Here is a 17,907-nt window from a genome sequence, read left to right on the forward strand (position 1 = left end):
ACTCCATTGCGTTGCGAATAAACGTATTCGTTGCTGTGTAGATAGCTATTTTTCTGGCGTTAATTCAAAGGGATGCAAATGTCATAGACATAATAATCATGCGCGGCATTGGTTTCGTTGTAATACATTTCGTAGCAAGGTTTATCGCTTTTCATCAGCCCTTTCGTTCGCATCCAGGCAAAGGCGAGCGCCCAGGTGTTATCAACCTGATCTCCCCAAGCTGCGCACTTGCATACCAGATAATTTCCGGCGGCTATTGTCTGCACGGCGATATGTCGACTGACCTGCTCCCCCTCGCTGAGTTCAAAACCAACATCCGTGCGGCAATGCTGTTCTGCCGTCACATCTGGCGGATCCCAGTAAACACATAGCATTCCGGCAGGCTGTAACGGCGTTCTGGCGGGCAACGAGGTCAACAAGTCCTGATGCGTTTGTTGGCAGGTCTCTTTACCGTATGGTCCAAATCGGCGCATAAATGCGACCCTACGCGTGGGGAGCGCAATGACTTTTGCGCCCAAAAAGCCTGCTGTATGCCAGTGTGCTTGGGTAGTATCGCACTGAGAATAGGTGCTTTTTTGCTGAGAGACGTGTCCTGTCTTGCTTTTTATTGCCTCCCGAAGGGAGCGACGAAATTCGCCTGGCGATACGGAAAAATGACGGCGAAATGCCCGGGCAAAGTTTTGCGAACTGGAAAATCCGACCTGTAATGCCAGCCCGGTAATATCGCTATGCGGTGCGTCAATCAGGCTCATAGCGGCCTTTTCCATCCGCAGACGACGGGTAAATTCAGCGACCGTTTCGCCAACCTGTGCTTTGAAGATGCGATGAAAGTGATAGCAGGACACAGCGACCTCACGCGAGACCTCTTCCAGAGTCGGGTTAAGATCCAGATGCTGGCTGATGTAGTCCATTGCCCTGAACACCGACTTACGATAGTCCTGCGTCATCTTCTGCCTCATTTAATATACTGATTTTAGACATAAAAAAATCCGGAGTGCCGTAACAGCACGCCGGATTTTTAGCGCTATCTCCGCGATAAATCGCGTGGCGCGTTATTCTACGGTAACTGACTTCGCCAGGTTGCGCGGCTGATCGACATCGGTGCCTTTAATCAGCGCCACGTGATACGCCAGCAGTTGCAGCGGAACGGTATAGAAGATCGGAGCAATCACCTCTTCCACATGCGGCATCTCAATGATGTGCATGTTTTCGTTGCTGGTAAAGCCCGCATCTTGATCGGCGAAGACGTACAGTTGGCCGCCACGGGCACGAACTTCTTCAATGTTGGATTTCAGTTTTTCCAACAGTTCGTTGTTCGGTGCCACGACGATAACCGGCATATCCGCATCAATCAGCGCCAGCGGGCCGTGTTTCAGCTCGCCAGCTGCGTAGGCTTCCGCGTGAATATAAGAGATCTCTTTCAACTTCAGCGCGCCTTCCAGCGCAATCGGATACTGATCGCCACGGCCGAGGAACAGCGCATGGTGTTTGTCAGAGAAATCTTCTGCCAGGGCAGCAATGCGTTTGTCCTGAGACAGCATCTGCTCAATACGGTTCGGCAGCGCCTGCAGACCGTGAACGATGTCATGCTCAATAGACGCATCCAGGCCTTTCAGACGTGACAGTTTCGCCACCAGCATCAGCAGTACAGTCAGTTGGGTGGTAAATGCTTTCGTGGAGGCCACGCCGATTTCGGTACCGGCGTTGGTCATCATCGCCAGGTCGGATTCACGCACCAGCGAAGAACCCGGTACGTTACAAATCGCCAGCGATCCCAGATAACCCAGCTCTTTTGATAAGCGCAGACCCGCCAGGGTATCCGCCGTTTCACCAGACTGGGACAGGGTGATCATCAGGCTGTTGCGACGCACCGCTGATTTGCGGTAACGGAATTCAGAGGCGATTTCTACATCACACGGAATACCCGCCAGCGACTCAAACCAGTAGCGAGACACCATACCGGAGTTGTACGACGTACCACAGGCGATGATCTGAATATGCTCCACCTGAGACAGCATCTCGTTGGCATGCGGACCCAGCTCGCTTAAATCCACCTCACCGTGGCTGATACGCCCGGTCAGCGTATTTTTGATCGCATTCGGCTGTTCGTAGATCTCTTTCTGCATGTAGTGCCGATAGATACCTTTTTCGCCCGCGTCATATTGCAGACTGGATTCAATGTCCTGACGTTTAACTTCCACGCCAGACTTGTCGAAAATGGTCACTGAACGACGAGTCACTTCCGCAATATCGCCTTCTTCCAGGAAGATAAAGCGACGGGTTACCGGCAGCAGCGCCAGCTGATCGGAAGCGATAAAGTTCTCACCCATGCCCAAACCAATTACCAGCGGGCTACCAGAACGCGCCGCCAGCAGGATTTCAGGGTTACGGGTATCCATGATCACCGTACCGTATGCACCGCGCAGCTGCGGGATAGTCCGCAGTACGGCCTCACGCAGAGTACCGCCCTGCTCCAGCTCCCAGTGCACCAGGTGAGCAATCACTTCGGTGTCGGTTTCTGACACGAAAGTGTAGCCACGTGTTTTCAGCATTTCACGCAGCGGTTCATGGTTTTCGATGATGCCGTTATGCACCACCACAATGTGATCAGAAACATGCGGATGCGCGTTCGCTTCTGAAGGTTCGCCATGCGTTGCCCAACGCGTGTGAGCAATACCGGTGCCGCCATGTAACGGATGCTCTTCCGCAGCCGCGGTAAGCATCTGTACTTTGCCCAGACGACGCAGACGGGTCATTTTGCCTTCAGCATCGACAACTGCCAGACCGGCAGAGTCATAACCACGATATTCCAGACGACGTAAACCTTCGAGAAGGATTTCAGCAACATCACGCTGCGCGATAGCGCCAACAATTCCACACATATTTTTAGATTCCGAATTTAGGCATTGTGCCTGTCGTTGTCGGTCAACCTGTTTCCCCTTCGTCTTTCACGCCGTAGCTGCGTTGGCTACACTTGCTCACTACGGTCACTTACTTTAGTAAGCTCCCGTAGATTCCCAAGTTTGCCGCCTTGCTACAGCGTGAAATACTTTGGGTAATACCCGTATTCCGGGCGCCCCGAGCCTTGTAGAGAGTGGGGTTATTTTTATGGTACTGCGTGTTGAGCGGAGGATTATATTATCCCCTCATCTCTTGTCTGCCTGATGGCAATCACGTTTATCAGGCCTACTGAACGTCACCGCACGTAGGTCAGATAAGGCAAAGTCGCCATCCAGCAAAAATTAATTACTTCTTCTTCACCGGACGCTTCCAGCCCTGTTTATGGACCTGCGGTACCCGGCTGATAACCAGTTCGTTATCCGCGACATCACGCGTTACGGTGGTCCCGGCGGCAATAGTCGCGCCTTTACCCACGGAGACAGGCGCCACCAGCTGAGTATCAGAACCAACAAACACATCGTCGCCAATAATGGTTTTAAACTTATTGGCACCATCGTAGTTGCAGGTAATAGTCCCTGCGCCGATGTTCACGTTATCGCCAATTTCTGCATCGCCCAGATACGTCAGATGACCGGCTTTGGAGCCTTTACCCAGACGCGCTTTTTTCATTTCGACGAAGTTACCCACGTGTGCGCCTTCCTGCAGCTCAGCACCGGGACGTAAACGTGCAAACGGACCAATAGTACATGCCGCATCGAGGCGTGCATCTTCCACAACGCTGTATGGGCTAAGCTCACAGTCATCACCAATCACGCTGTTCTTGATGACGCAACCTGCGCCAATCTTGACGCGATCGCCGAGGGTCACGTGACCTTCAATGATAACGTTAGTATCAATTTCAACATCGCGCCCGTGAATAAGCGTACCGCGTAGATCAAAACGCGCCGGATCGCGCAGCATCACACCAGCCAGCAGCAGTTTTTCTGCCTGCTCGGACTGATAAACGCGCTCCAGGCGGGAAAGCTGCAGACGATTATTGACGCCTTCCGTTTCGCTAATACGCGCCGGATGTACCGCGGCAATCTCACGTCCTTCATGATAGGCCATCGCAATGATATCGGTGATGTAGTATTCACCCTGCGCATTGTTGTTGGTGAGTTTTGCCAGCCAGCGCTTCATGTCTGCACCGTTAGCCACCAGAATACCGGTATTGATTTCCTGAATCTGACGCTGCTCGTCGGTGGCATCTTTATGCTCAACGATGCCAGTAACCACGCCGTTTTCACGCGTAATACGCCCGTAGCCGGTTGGGTCATCCAGTTTCACCGTTAACAGGCCGATGCCACCCTGCGGTTTTGCATCGCGCAGACGCTGTAAGGTGTCGGTGGAGATGAGCGGAACATCGCCATAAAGCATCAAAATGTCTTCGTCATCACCAAAGAATGGCGCCGCCTGCTGCATAGCATGACCGGTACCCAACTGCTCTGCTTGCAGAACCCAGTTCAGGTTGTCATCTTTCAGCGTTTGTTTAAGCAGATCGCCACCGTGTCCGTAGACCAGATGTACGCGAGTTGCGCCTAATTCATTAGCAGCATCAATGACATGCTGGACCATCGATTTGCCCGCGAGGGTATGCAGCACTTTAGGAAGATCGGAATACATACGTGTACCTTTGCCTGCGGCAAGGATCACGACGCTCATAGCACTATTCAACATACACGTCCTGACTGTAATTTAAGAACGAATTTATACCGTTTCACATTGAAAATACTACATTTTTTTCATCGTGAAATGGGCCGAAGATAAAACGTTCAATAGGGGAAAATACCTATCGTTTAGCCCACTATTTTCGTCGATATCTACGCCTTTTGTCTTCCCAAAAACAGGAGACTGCTCTTATTAAAGCCTTAGGTTAATGTTTTTGCTATTTTTTTGCCCCATGAATAAAGAATTCAGTGTCCGGACTCAATTTTATTTATCGAATTCAGGGAGTAATAGAAGGAGTGGATCGAGGCGGGGGATAGTGCGAAAACGACAGGAGAACAGATGGCGCTAGCTTATAAATTACGCAAAGCATCGCGCCACATTAAAGCAGGTATTACAGGTTGAACGTGCCGAAAGAGACGTTCATGCTGCTGAAAAGGGCGATGATTTTGTTGATCAGTTTCATGTTGGTATCCCGTTTTTATCTGAGTTAATTATGTGACACTCATCACAAAAAAAGAGTCTACGCTTCATTTTTTAATCGATCAATATTTATGTGATGAATATCACATAAATTTTAAAATACCTTTTCAGTTTCAAATTATCTAAAACACAGGCATAAAAAAACCAGTCTGAAATCAGACTGGTTTTTGTGTTTCAAGCCGGTGTTACATCGCTTTTTTGGTCAACTCGATAACGCGCAGTTTGGCGATCGCTTTGGCCAGTTCCGCAGATGCCTGAGCGTAATCCACGTCACCATGAGAGCTCTTAATGTGCTCTTCTGCCTTACGTTTCGCTTCCAGGGCTCTCGCTTCATCGAGATCCTGCCCGCGAATCGCGGTATCAGCCAGTACGGTCACGTTGCCAGGCTGCACTTCAAGAATGCCGCCGGACAGATAGATAAACTCTTCATGACCGAACTGTTTAACGATGCGGATCATACCAGGCTTAATGGCGGTGAGCAGCGGTGCGTGTCCCGGGAAAATACCCAGTTCACCTTCACTGCCCGTTACCTGGATTTTTTCGACCAGACCAGAGAACATTTGTTGCTCTGCGCTGACGACGTCCAGGTGGTAAGTCATTGCCATATCACCCTCCGATTAAGGCGTTAAAGTTTTTTCGCTTTTTCCACGGCTTCGTCGATAGAACCAACCATGTAGAACGCTTGCTCTGGCAGGTGGTCGTATTCGCCTTCCATGATGCCTTTAAAGCCACGGATGGTGTCTTTCAGGGAAACGTATTTACCCGGAGAACCGGTAAATACTTCCGCAACGAAGAACGGCTGGGACAGGAAGCGCTGGATCTTACGCGCACGTGCTACCACCAGTTTGTCTTCTTCAGACAGTTCATCCATACCCAGGATGGCGATGATGTCTTTCAGTTCCTGGTAACGCTGCAGCAGGGACTGTACGCCACGCGCGGTGTCGTAGTGTTCCTGACCAACAACCAGCGGATCCAGCTGACGGCTGGTGGAGTCCAGCGGGTCAACGGCCGGGTAGATACCCAGGGATGCGATCTGACGGCTCAGTACCACGGTTGCATCTAAGTGAGCAAAGGTGGTGGCTGGGGATGGGTCAGTCAAGTCATCCGCAGGTACGTATACCGCCTGAACGGAGGTGATAGAACCGGTTTTGGTCGAGGTGATACGTTCCTGAAGAACACCCATCTCTTCCGCCAGAGTCGGCTGATAGCCTACCGCTGATGGCATACGACCCAGCAGTGCGGATACTTCCGTACCGGCCAGGGTGTAACGGTAGATGTTATCAACGAACAGCAGTACGTCACGACCTTCGTCACGGAATTTCTCAGCCATGGTCAGGCCGGTCAGTGCAACGCGCAGACGGTTTCCCGGCGGCTCGTTCATCTGGCCATATACCAGGGATACTTTGTCCAGAACGTTGGAATCGGTCATTTCGTGGTAGAAGTCGTTACCCTCACGAGTACGTTCACCTACACCCGCAAACACAGAATAACCGGAGTGTTCGATCGCGATGTTACGGATCAGCTCCATCATGTTTACGGTTTTACCTACACCCGCACCACCGAACAGACCGACTTTACCGCCCTTCGCGAACGGACACATCAGGTCGATAACTTTAATGCCGGTTTCCAGCAGTTCCTGAGAGCTGGACAGCTCTTCATAGGACGGTGCCGCGCGGTGGATAGCCCAACGCTCTTCTTCACCGATGTCGCCTTTCATGTCGATCGGGTGACCCAATACGTTCATGATACGACCCAGTGTTGCTTTACCTACCGGGACTTCGATCGGGTGCTCGAGGTCTTTAACTTCCAGACCACGACGCAGACCGTCGGAAGAACCCATGGCGATGGTACGTACGATACCGCCGCCGAGCTGCTGCTGAACTTCCAGCACCAGAACTTCATTACCATTCTGAACCTCAAGGGCTTCGTACACACGCGGTACGGCATCCTGAGGGAATTCGACGTCAACTACGGCGCCGATTACCTGGACAATTTTTCCAGTAGCCATCTTGAATCCTCTACGAATTAACCTGGTTATACCGCGGATGCACCACCGACAATCTCGGTGAGTTCCTGAGTAATGCTGGCCTGACGAGCTTTGTTGTATACCAACTGCAGCTCTTTAATCAGGCTGCCGCCATTGTCGGTCGCGGCTTTCATCGCCACCATACGTGCGGCCTGCTCGCTGGCCAGGTTTTCTACCACGCCCTGATAAACCTGAGATTCAACGTAACGACGCAGCAGGGTATCCAGCAGCGGTTTCGGGTCTGGTTCATACAGGTAATCCCAGGCTTTTTGTTTCAACTCTTCATCTTCTGATGCCGGTAATGGCAACATCTGAGTCAGGGTCGGAACCTGTGACATGGTGTTAATAAATTTGTTGCTGACAACGTACAGTCTGTCCAGACGGCCTTCATCGTAGGCCTGCAGCATCACTTTAACCGGACCGATCAGTTCGGACAGGGAAGGGTTATCCCCCATACCGGTTACCTGAGCAACCACGTTACCGCCAACAGAGTTAAAGAAAGACACGCCCTTAGAGCCGATCATTGCGATGTCGCACTGAACGCCTTTATCGGACCATGCTTTCATATCCGCCAACAGTTTTTTGAACAGGTTAATGTTCAAGCCGCCGCACAGACCACGGTCGGTCGACACCACCAGGTAGCCCACGCGTTTAACGTCGCGTTCTTCCAGGTAAGGGTGCTTATATTCCAGATTACCATTCGCAAGGTGACCAATCACTTTGCGCATGGTCTCTGCATAAGGACGGCTGGCCGCCATGCGATCCTGCGATTTACGCATTTTGGAAGCGGCGACCATCTCCATCGCTTTAGTGATCTTCTGCGTGTTCTGGACGCTTGCGATCTTACTACGTATCTCTTTTGCGCCGGCCATGAGCTTCTCCTCAATGCCTTGCGGTCCGCCCTAGGACAGACCGCCAGACGTTACCAGGACTGGGTTGCTTTGAAGGAATCGAGGATAGCTTTCAGCTTGCCTTCGATTTCATCGTTATAGCCACCGGACTGGTTAATCTCTTGCATCAGCGGAGCGTGATCACGGTCGACGTAAGCCAGCAGAGCGGCTTCAAAGCTACCGATTTTCGCCAGTTCCACATCTTCGAGGTAACCGCGTTCAGCCGCAAACAACACCACACCCTGTTGTGCAACAGACATTGGGGCATACTGTTTCTGCTTCAGCAGCTCAGTGACTTTCTGACCATGGCTCAGCTGCTTACGCGTAGCTTCATCCAGGTCGGAAGCGAACTGAGAAAACGCGGCCAGTTCACGATACTGTGCCAGCGCGGTACGAATACCACCGGACAGTTTCTTGATGATCTTGGTCTGCGCTGCACCACCTACACGCGATACGGAGATACCTGGGTTAACCGCCGGACGAATACCGGAGTTAAACAGGTTGGTTTCCAGGAAGATCTGACCATCGGTAATTGAGATTACGTTGGTCGGAACGAACGCAGAAACGTCACCCGCCTGGGTTTCGATAATCGGCAGAGCGGTCAGGGAGCCGGTTTTACCTTTAACTTCACCATTGGTGAACTTCTCAACGTATTCAGCGTTAACGCGGGATGCGCGCTCCAGCAGACGGGAGTGGAGGTAAAATACGTCGCCTGGGAATGCTTCACGTCCTGGCGGACGACGCAGCAGCAGGGAAACCTGACGGTAAGCAACAGCCTGTTTGGACAGGTCATCGTAAACGATCAGTGCATCTTCACCGCGGTCACGGAAGTATTCGCCCATTGCGCAACCAGCATACGGTGCCAGATATTGCAGTGCAGCAGATTCAGACGCGGTAGCCACAACAACGATAGTGTTGGACAGTGCGCCGTGCTCTTCCAGTTTACGAACCACGTTAGAAATGGTGGACGCTTTCTGGCCGATAGCCACGTACACACATTTGATGCCGGAGTCACGTTGGTTGATGATCGCATCGATCGCCATCGCGGTTTTACCGGTCTGACGGTCACCGATGATCAGCTCACGCTGACCACGTCCGATTGGGATCATGGCATCAACGGATTTATAACCGGTCTGTACCGGCTGATCGACGGACTGACGTTCGATTACGCCCGGTGCGATAACTTCGATTGGCGAGAAGCCATCGTTATCAACCGGACCTTTACCGTCGATTGGGGAACCCAGAGTGTTCACCACACGACCCAGCAGGCCACGGCCTACCGGAACTTCAAGGATACGACCCGTACACTTAACCTTCATGCCTTCGGCGAGGTCAGCGTATGGACCCATCACAACTGCACCTACGGAGTCGCGCTCCAGGTTCAGTGCGATAGCGTAACGGTTACCCGGCAGGGAAATCATCTCACCCTGCATACAATCGGCAAGGCCGTGGATGCGGATAACACCGTCACTTACAGAAACAATAGTACCTTCGTTATGAGCTTCGCTCACAACACTGAACTGAGCAATGCGCTGCTTGATCAGTTCGCTGATTTCGGTGGAATTCAGTTGCATGCTCCAGTCCCCTTAAGACTGCAAGACGTCTGCAAGGCGCTCAAGACGGCCGCGTACGCTGCCATCAATGACCATATCACCCGCACGGATGATTACGCCCGCCATTACAGACTTATCGATTTTGCAATTCAGCTTAACTTTGCGTGACAGACGTTTTTCCATCGCGGCGCTGATCTTCGCAAGCTGCTCATCACTCAGTGCATTGGCAGAAGTGACTTCTACCTCAGAGATAGCCTCACTGGCTGCACGCAGGTGAATAAACTGCTCAAGAACATCCGGGAGCGCATTCAGACGGTTATTTTCAGCCATTACCTTAATCAGGTTTTGGCCGCTTTCGTCCAGCTGCTCACCGCAGACTGCGATAAACGACTCAGCGAGCGTTTCCGGCGCCAGCGCGCCAGAGAGAAGCTCTGCCATTTGTTCGTTCTTCGTCACCTCAGCGGCGAACGTCAGCATATCCTGCCAACGGTCAACGCTCTGGTGCTCAACGGCAAAGTCAAAAGCTGCTTTGGCGTAGGGGCGAGCTACCGTAATAAATTCAGACATCAGCCCCTCCCTCCTTACAGTTCAGCGACAAGTTTGTCCACGATGTCGCTGTTAGCAGCTTCATCCACGGAACGTTCGATGATCTTCTCGGCGCCAGCAACAGCCAGGATAGCGACTTGCTTACGCAGTTCTTCGCGGGCACGTTTACGTTCGGCGTCAATTTCCGCCTGCGCTTGTGCCACGATTTTAGTACGTTCCTGCTCTGCTTCAGTTTTGGCTTCGTCCAGGATCTGAGCGCGACGTTTGTTCGCCTGCTCAATGATTACCTGAGCTTCCGCCTTCGCTTTTTTCAGCTGGTCGGTCGCGCTGGCCTTTGCAAGGTCAAGATCCTTATGTGCTCGTTCCGCAGAAGCAAGACCGTCAGCAATTTCTTTCTGACGTTTTTCGATGGCTGCCATTAATGGCGGCCATACGTACTTCATGCAGAACAGAACGAACAGGACAAACGCGATGGCCTGGCCGAGGATTGTTGCGTTAAGATTCACAGCACAATGCCTCTATCTAGTTAACGTTCTGATATTGCTCTTAATTCAAGCAACGCTTACTACGCGACAGCGAACATCACGTACAGACCCAGACCTACAGCGATCATCGGGATAGCATCCACCAGACCCATAACGATAAAGAACTGAGTACGCAGCAGAGGAATCAGATCAGGTTGACGCGCTGCGCCTTCCAGGAATTTACCCCCGAGGATGCCGATACCGATCGCAGCACCGATTGCCGCCAGACCCATCATCACAGCGGCAGCCATGTACAGCAGATCCATATTCAGGTTTTCCATGACAGTCTCCAGTTTGTTTCAGTTAAAACGTAGTAGTGTTGGTAAATTAATGCTCTTCAGACGCCATCGACAGATAGACAATCGTCAGAACCATGAAGATGAAGGCTTGCAGCGTGATAATCAGTATGTGGAAAATGGCCCATGGCACATTCAGGATCCACTGTGACCACCACGGCAACAGACCAGCAATCAGAATGAAAATCAGCTCACCGGCATACATGTTACCGAACAGTCGTAAACCAAGAGAGATTGGTTTGGACAGCAGGCTTACCCCTTCAAGGATTAAGTTGACAGGAATGAACGCCCAGTGATTGAACGGCTGCAGCGTCAACTCTTTCGTGAAGCCACCGATGCCTTTCATTTTGATGCTGTAGAACAGAATGAGGATAAATACGCCCAGTGCCATCGACAGGGTGATGTTCACGTCAGCAGACGGAACCACACGCAGAGCCGGCAGGCCAAAGATATGCTCGCCGATGTACGGCAGCAGGTCGATAGGCAGTAAATCCATCAGGTTCATCAGGAATACCCAGACGAAAATCGTCAGGGCCAGCGGAGCAATCAGCTTGCTTTTGCCATGGTACATGTCTTTCACGCTACCATGTACAAAGCCGATTACCAGCTCAATCGCGGTCTGAAATTTACCCGGTACGCCGCTGGTTGCCTTTTTGGCCACGCTACGGAATACAAGCAGGAACAACAGACCCAGAACCACCGAGAAAAACATGGAGTCAATATTGAGCGTCCAGAAGGTGGCTGGGGGGTTGTGCGGATCCACCAGCGAGAATGTACGTAGGTCCAACTGAAGGTTATTCAGATGGTGTCCTATGTAATCCTGCGGCGTCATATTTTCTGAAGCCATGATGCCTTTACCCTTTGTTGTTAATTACAGCCGGTGCCAGTATCTGAACCACCAGCACCAAAACCCACGTAACGATCAGCGGCGTAAATACCGCCTTCAAAACCGCCAACGCCACCACCAGCAAAACCAGCATCGCTAACACCTTGAAGGCTTCGCCGAAGGCGAACGACCAGGCCACTCGACCTCTTGCTGGTGTATGTGCCTGGTGACGCCAGGCAAATATCATAAACAACATATTAGGCAGTAACACTGCCAATCCACCGCACAATGCGGAGATGCCCCAGAAAGGGTCTTTGAGGCTAAACAGCAATCCACTTGCCATTACCACCAGAAGCTGTGTGAGCAAAAGCTTACGTGCAACGTTTCGACTCAAGAGCGACATAGACATCACGTTTTTACTCCTGCTCCCTTCGAGGTACGCCGCGTGTCGTATAAAACGTTCTTTATGGCTTAGAGTCAAGCATCAAAAAGCGGACAAATTATACGGTGCGCCTTCGTGATTTCAAACAATAAGTAGCTAAAAAGTGAATAAATGTTTAAATATTTTTCTCTGGGCCACATTTATTACTTTTTGGCAAACTGTGAACGATCATGCAAAACTGCAAATACCGCGTAAACACTGGCTGCAAAGCGTGCGACAGATCACATATTGAACATATTCACCTTCGCATAATTAAATTGCGTGGCAAATGATGCCTTTTCATCTTTTTGATATTTAAGCCTAAAAATCATCACTCTTTTAAAAATAGCGCCTAACAACAAAAACACCACTCATTGACATTTATAATAAAAAATTAACACACACCGATGATTGTTAGGTTCTATTTTTAGCAGCCTGATATTTTCACAGTTGACTTGTTTCACTTTTAACAAAAAACGGTACGTTATAGTTATGATGCAAAACAGTAAGTCACCGGTGAAATGTAACAACATTTAACCACACGATCACCCCTATTTTTTAACGCCTGACGCACCGTTTTATTTCTATTTTTTTTGACAAATATTAAATTTTGTTTGGCTTAATCACCACCAGATGACGTTCGCCATCCAGTTGTGGAACGCGTAATTTTTCAACCGACTCGACGCTGAACTCAGCAGGCAAAGAGGCTATTTCATCCTCAGGCAACTGCCCCTTCAACGCGTAAAAGCGTCCGTTTTGACCCGGTAAATGATGGCACCAGGTCACCATATCGTTCAGCGAAGCGAAAGCACGGCTGATCACGCCATCAAAAGGCGGTTCCGAAGGAAAATCCTCAACCCGACTTTGTACCGGGGTGATGTTTTCCAGCTTGAGTTCATGCTGCACCTGACGCAAGAAGCGTACGCGTTTCCCCAAACTGTCTAACAGAGTGAAATGCGCATCTGGACGTACAATGGAGAGCGGAATACCCGGCAGCCCAGGACCCGTACCAACGTCAATAAAACGTTCTCCCTGCAGATGTGGCGCAACGACAATGCTGTCCAGAATATGACGTACCAGCATGTCGTTGGGATCACGCACCGACGTCAGGTTGTACGCTTTGTTCCATTTATGCAGCATATCGACATACGCTATCAGCTGATTTTTCTGGTGATCGGTAAGAGATATACCGGCATCGGCCAGCAGACGAGAGAGTTTGTTGAGCACGGTCTTTACCTGTTGATGATAATTTGCCCGATGGCACTAACGCTGACCGGGCCTACAAATTTGTAGGGCGGGCAAGCAAAGCGCCCCCGCCAAAATAGTGTGTCATTAAGCGCTACGGCGCAGCATACCTTGTTTTTTCAGCCATACCAGCAAAATGGAGATGGCGGCAGGCGTAACGCCAGATATGCGCGATGCCTGACCGATAGACACCGGTTTGTGATCGTTCAGCTTAGCAATGACTTCATTCGACAAGCCGGATACCTGGCGATAATCCAGGGTCGCAGGCAACAGGGTGTTTTCATTACGCTGGTGTCTTTCGATCTCGTCCTGCTGGCGAGCGATATAGCCTTCGTACTTAACTTGAATCTCAACCTGTTCAGCGGCCTGAGCATCGTCAAGGCCTGGTGCAAACGCTGACAACGACGTCAGTTGCGCGTAGGTCACGTCCGGGCGACGCAGGAGATCTTCACCGCTGGCCTCACGTGACAACGGGGTAGCCAGGTAAGCGTTCACTTCTGCAGCAGTCTCGGCTAATGGGTTCACCCAGGTCGATTTCAGACGCTGACGTTCTTGTTCAATGCGCTCCAGTTTTTCGTTGAAGCGCGCCCAGCGTGCATCATCCACCAGACCCAGCTCGCGTCCTTTTTCGGTCAGACGGAGATCGGCATTGTCCTCACGCAGCATCAAACGGTATTCCGCTCGTGAGGTAAACATGCGGTACGGTTCTTTGGTACCCAGCGTGCAGAGATCGTCCACCAGCACGCCGAGATAGGCCTGAGAACGCGCAGGCGCCCAGCCTTCTTTGTCGGCTGACAGGCGAGCAGCGTTGAGGCCCGCAAGTAAACCTTGCGCAGCGGCTTCTTCGTAACCCGTTGTACCGTTGATTTGTCCCGCAAAGAACAGGCCCTGAATAAATTTGCTTTCCAGAGTCGGTTTTAGGTCGCGCGGATCGAAGAAATCATACTCAATCGCATAGCCAGGGCGGACGATTCGGGCGTTTTCCATCCCCTGCATTGAGCGGACAATTTGCATCTGCACATCAAACGGTAGGCTGGTGGAGATACCGTTCGGGTAAATTTCGTTGGACGTCAGTCCTTCCGGCTCGAGGAAAATCTGATGCTGGTTCCTGTCGGCAAAGCGCATCACTTTGTCTTCGATCGACGGGCAGTAGCGTGGGCCGATCCCTTCGATCACGCCAGCATACATCGGGCTACGATCGAGGTTATTGCGGATCACGTCATGGGTTTTCTCGTTGGTATACGTGATATAACACGGCATCTGGCGCGGGTGTTGAGAGACGTCGCCAAGGAACGAGAAGACCGGCATGGGGTTATCGCTGTTCTGCTGACCCAGCACGCTGAAATCGATAGTACGCGCATCAATTCGCGGTGGTGTACCTGTTTTCAGGCGGCTGACGCGTAGCGGCAGTTCGCGCAGGCGGCGTGACAGCGGAATAGACGGCGGATCGCCTGCACGGCCACCGCTGTAGTTGTCCAGACCGATATGAATTTTACCGTCGAGGAAGGTTCCGACCGTTAAGACCACGGCTTTGGCACGGAACTTCAGTCCCATTTGGGTCACTGCCCCGACAACACGATCGTTTTCCACAATCAGATCTTCAACCGCCTGCTGGAAGATCATCAGGTTTGGCTGATTCTCCAGAGCAGTACGAACGGCCTGGCGATACAGCACGCGGTCTGCCTGAGCACGGGTGGCGCGCACCGCCGGTCCTTTGCTCGCGTTTAGTATCCTAAACTGAATGCCTGCATGGTCGATCGCTTTGGCCATCAGCCCACCGAGCGCATCCACTTCTTTTACCAGGTGTCCTTTCCCAATACCGCCGATCGCCGGGTTGCAGCTCATCTGTCCCAGAGTGTCGATATTGTGTGTCAACAGCAGGGTCTGTTGACCCATTCGCGCCGCGGCCATCGCGGCCTCGGTGCCTGCATGACCCCCGCCAATGATGATGACGTCAAAAGGATCCTGATAAAACATGGTAATTGCCTCGCATAACGCGGTGTGAAAATGGATTGAAGCCCGGGCCGTGGATTCTACTCAACTTTAGTCGATCGAGAAAGACCTTGGATCCTGGGTATTAAAAAGAAGATCTTTTTATTTAGAGATCTGTTTTATTGTGATCTCTTATTAGGATCGCGATGTTCTGTGGATAAGGGCGATCCTCTGAATAAGATCAACACGTTGCTGAGGATCATTAACTGTGAATGATCGGTGATCCTGGTCCGTATAAGCTGGGATCAAAATGAAGGGTTATACACAACTCAAAAACTGAACAACGGTTGTTCTTTGGATAACTACCGGTTGATCCAAGCTTACTACCAGAGTTATCCACACTTGATCGCACGATCTTTACACGTTTTTGAGTAAATTAATCCAGGATCCGAGCCAAACTTCTGCTGGATCTTCCGGAATGTCGTGTTCGAGGACGTTGATCTTGAGTGTTTCGCCTATCTGTTTTGCACCAGACGCGGTCAGTTCAGTCTGTAATTTATCGATCGCGCCACAGAAGGTGTCATATTCGCGACTGCCAATGCCAATTGCACCAAAACGAACCTGGGAAAGGTCGGGTTTCTGAGACTGAAGATCGTTATAGAAGGGAAGCAGGTTGTCCGGAATGTCTCCCGCACCGTGCGTTGAGCTGATCACCAGCCAAATGCCAGAGCTTGAAAGCTCCTCGACCTGCGGGCCGTGCAAGGTTTCGGTTGAAAAACCTGCATCCTCCAGCTTTTCAGCCAGATGTTCTGCAACGTATTCAGCACCGCCAAGGGTACTGCCGCTGATAAGAGTAATGTCTGCCATGCTCGCCCACCTCTATAAAGAGTGCGTATTGTACGCTGTGAGCGAGCTGGGATCTACCTGTGGAAAAATAGGGGATTAAAAAAAACGATTATGGACGAATAGTACGCATAATCGGGTTCTGCAGGACGATCAAGGTTTCAGTGGACTGAATTTCATCGATTGTTTGGATCTTGTTGATAAGTACCTGCTGTAAGGCGTCGATGGATCGGCACATGACCTTAATAAAGATGCTGTAGTGCCCGGTGGTGTAATACGCTTCGGTTACTTCATCAAGGCTTTCCAGTCTGGCCAGTGCGGACGGATAGTCTTTCGCGCTTTTCAGGATGATGCCGATAAAACAGCCAACGTCATAGCCCAACTGTTTGGGGCTGACGTCAATGCGCGCCCCGGTAATGATCCCAGCCTGTTTCATCTTCTCTACGCGCACGTGGATCGTCCCCGGGCTGACACCAAACTGTTTAGCCAGTTCAGCGTAGGCTGTACGGGCATTTTCCATTAGGGCGTCGAGAATGCCGCGGTCCAGATTGTCGATCTGATAATTTTCCATAGGTTTTTCTTATGTAGATTGATGATTCGCTCTATTTTAGCGGTTTATTTTAACGAATTAAAATCTAATGAGGCTTTTTGTTTGTTGATTATTGAATATTGACCGCATTCTGTTGCTTAATCATAGGCAACAGGACACAGGAGTAAACATAATGAAAACCGCTTACATTGCCAAACAACGTCAAATTAGCTTCGTGAAATCTCACTTTTCTCGCCAACTGGAAGAGCGTCTGGGGCTGATTGAAGTCCAGGCACCGATCCTGAGCCGTGTAGGAGATGGCACGCAGGATAACTTGTCGGGCTGTGAAAAAGCGGTGCAGGTGAAAGTGAAAGCTTTGCCAGACGCCCAGTTCGAAGTGGTGCATTCACTGGCGAAGTGGAAGCGTCAAACGCTGGGACAACACGACTTCAGCGCGGGTGAGGGGCTGTACACGCACATGAAAGCCCTGCGCCCGGATGAAGACCGTCTTTCTCCGCTTCACTCGGTCTATGTGGACCAGTGGGACTGGGAGCGCGTAATGGGCGACGGTGAGCGTCAATTCTCCACCCTGAAAAGCACGGTAGAGGCTATCTGGGCGGGAATTAAGGCGACCGAAGCGGCGGTAAGCAAAGAATTTGGTCTGGCACCGTTCCTGCCAGAGCAGATCCATTTTGTTCACAGCCAGGAGCTGTTAGCGCGTTATCCGGATCTTGATGCCAAAGGGCGTGAACGCGCCATCGCGAAAGATCTGGGTGCGGTATTCCTGGTGGGGATCGGCGGCAAGCTCAGCGATGGTCATCGTCATGACGTACGTGCGCCGGATTATGATGACTGGAGTTCGGCTTCCGAGCTGGGTTACGCCGGTCTGAACGGCGATATTCTGGTCTGGAACCCGGTTCTTGAAGATGCGTTTGAACTGTCTTCCATGGGGATCCGTGTGGATGCCGATGCGTTGAAACACCAGCTTTCCCTGACGGGCGACGAAGATCGCCTGAGTCTGGAATGGCACCAGGCGCTGCTGCGTGGCGAAATGCCGCAGACCATTGGCGGCGGTATTGGTCAGTCACGTTTGACCATGTTGTTGCTGCAGTTGCCGCATATTGGTCAGGTACAGTGCGGCGTATGGCCGGCGCAGGTCCGTGAAAGCGTCGACTCCCTGCTGTAAGT

At 51.3% G+C, this 17,907-nt stretch carries 17 protein-coding genes; 1 reads left to right on the forward strand and 16 read right to left on the reverse strand.

Features of this window, described 5'->3' with window-relative positions; genetic code table 11:
- Positions 1-59 precede the first annotated feature (59 nt).
- The 16 genes from FCH32_RS18640 to asnC form a co-directional block, all read right to left on the reverse strand.
- Positions 60-947 carry an AraC family transcriptional regulator gene (locus tag FCH32_RS18640; RefSeq protein WP_174361327.1) on the reverse strand — a complete coding sequence of 296 codons (888 nt, stop codon included), beginning with the start codon at positions 945-947 and terminating at the stop codon, positions 60-62.
- A 105-nt stretch (positions 948-1,052) separates the two neighbouring features.
- Entirely contained in the window at positions 1,053-2,882 is a 1,830-nt protein-coding gene (gene glmS / locus FCH32_RS18645) for a glutamine--fructose-6-phosphate transaminase (isomerizing) (protein WP_115259875.1), read from the reverse strand.
- 364 nt (positions 2,883-3,246) lie between these two features.
- Entirely contained in the window at positions 3,247-4,617 is a 1,371-nt protein-coding gene (gene glmU / locus FCH32_RS18650; protein WP_115259874.1) for a bifunctional UDP-N-acetylglucosamine diphosphorylase/glucosamine-1-phosphate N-acetyltransferase GlmU, read from the reverse strand.
- Between the two features lie 656 nt (positions 4,618-5,273).
- The gene (locus tag FCH32_RS18655; protein ID WP_005121460.1) at positions 5,274-5,693 is read right to left on the reverse strand and encodes a F0F1 ATP synthase subunit epsilon; all 420 of its coding nucleotides are present in this window, start codon (positions 5,691-5,693) and stop codon (positions 5,274-5,276) included.
- Positions 5,694-5,713: 20 nt separating this feature from the next.
- On the reverse strand, positions 5,714-7,096 hold the full coding sequence (gene atpD / locus FCH32_RS18660) for a F0F1 ATP synthase subunit beta (RefSeq protein ID WP_096758981.1): 1,383 nt from the start codon (positions 7,094-7,096) through the stop codon (positions 5,714-5,716).
- A gap of 26 nt (positions 7,097-7,122) precedes the next feature.
- Positions 7,123-7,986 carry a F0F1 ATP synthase subunit gamma gene (gene atpG, locus FCH32_RS18665; protein WP_096758980.1) on the reverse strand — a complete coding sequence of 288 codons (864 nt, stop codon included), beginning with the start codon at positions 7,984-7,986 and terminating at the stop codon, positions 7,123-7,125.
- Between the two features lie 50 nt (positions 7,987-8,036).
- The gene (gene atpA, locus FCH32_RS18670; RefSeq protein ID WP_003827026.1) at positions 8,037-9,578 is read right to left on the reverse strand and encodes a F0F1 ATP synthase subunit alpha; all 1,542 of its coding nucleotides are present in this window, start codon (positions 9,576-9,578) and stop codon (positions 8,037-8,039) included.
- Between the two features lie 12 nt (positions 9,579-9,590).
- The gene (gene atpH, locus FCH32_RS18675) at positions 9,591-10,124 is read right to left on the reverse strand and encodes a F0F1 ATP synthase subunit delta (protein ID WP_096758979.1); all 534 of its coding nucleotides are present in this window, start codon (positions 10,122-10,124) and stop codon (positions 9,591-9,593) included.
- A gap of 14 nt (positions 10,125-10,138) precedes the next feature.
- Positions 10,139-10,609, reverse strand: a complete 471-nt coding sequence (atpF, locus tag FCH32_RS18680) for a F0F1 ATP synthase subunit B (RefSeq protein ID WP_003827022.1) — start codon at positions 10,607-10,609, stop codon at positions 10,139-10,141.
- 59 nt (positions 10,610-10,668) lie between these two features.
- Positions 10,669-10,908: a F0F1 ATP synthase subunit C gene (atpE, locus tag FCH32_RS18685; RefSeq protein WP_000429386.1), complete on the reverse strand. Its 240-nt coding sequence runs from the start codon at positions 10,906-10,908 to the stop codon at positions 10,669-10,671.
- 46 nt (positions 10,909-10,954) lie between these two features.
- On the reverse strand, positions 10,955-11,770 hold the full coding sequence (gene atpB / locus FCH32_RS18690) for a F0F1 ATP synthase subunit A (RefSeq protein ID WP_096758978.1): 816 nt from the start codon (positions 11,768-11,770) through the stop codon (positions 10,955-10,957).
- A 7-nt stretch (positions 11,771-11,777) separates the two neighbouring features.
- The gene (gene atpI, locus FCH32_RS18695) at positions 11,778-12,158 is read right to left on the reverse strand and encodes a F0F1 ATP synthase subunit I (protein WP_096758977.1); all 381 of its coding nucleotides are present in this window, start codon (positions 12,156-12,158) and stop codon (positions 11,778-11,780) included.
- A gap of 615 nt (positions 12,159-12,773) precedes the next feature.
- Positions 12,774-13,397, reverse strand: a complete 624-nt coding sequence (rsmG, locus tag FCH32_RS18700; protein WP_115259873.1) for a 16S rRNA (guanine(527)-N(7))-methyltransferase RsmG — start codon at positions 13,395-13,397, stop codon at positions 12,774-12,776.
- Between the two features lie 105 nt (positions 13,398-13,502).
- Positions 13,503-15,392: a tRNA uridine-5-carboxymethylaminomethyl(34) synthesis enzyme MnmG gene (gene mnmG, locus FCH32_RS18705; RefSeq protein WP_096758975.1), complete on the reverse strand. Its 1,890-nt coding sequence runs from the start codon at positions 15,390-15,392 to the stop codon at positions 13,503-13,505.
- Between the two features lie 372 nt (positions 15,393-15,764).
- Complete coding sequence (gene mioC / locus FCH32_RS18710) at positions 15,765-16,214, reverse strand: FMN-binding protein MioC (protein WP_096758974.1); 450 nt, start codon at positions 16,212-16,214, stop codon at positions 15,765-15,767.
- 88 nt (positions 16,215-16,302) lie between these two features.
- Positions 16,303-16,761, reverse strand: a complete 459-nt coding sequence (asnC, locus tag FCH32_RS18715; protein ID WP_045449013.1) for a transcriptional regulator AsnC — start codon at positions 16,759-16,761, stop codon at positions 16,303-16,305.
- Positions 16,762-16,912: 151 nt separating this feature from the next.
- Here asnC and asnA point away from each other — a divergent pair, with 151 nt between their 5' ends.
- A complete protein-coding gene (gene asnA / locus FCH32_RS18720) occupies positions 16,913-17,905 on the forward strand; it encodes an aspartate--ammonia ligase (protein WP_096758973.1) in 993 nt (330 codons plus the stop codon).
- Positions 17,906-17,907: the final 2 nt, after the last annotated feature.

This window comes from Citrobacter gillenii, from assembly GCF_013337685.1.
GTDB classification, from domain to species: domain Bacteria; phylum Pseudomonadota; class Gammaproteobacteria; order Enterobacterales; family Enterobacteriaceae; genus Citrobacter; species Citrobacter gillenii.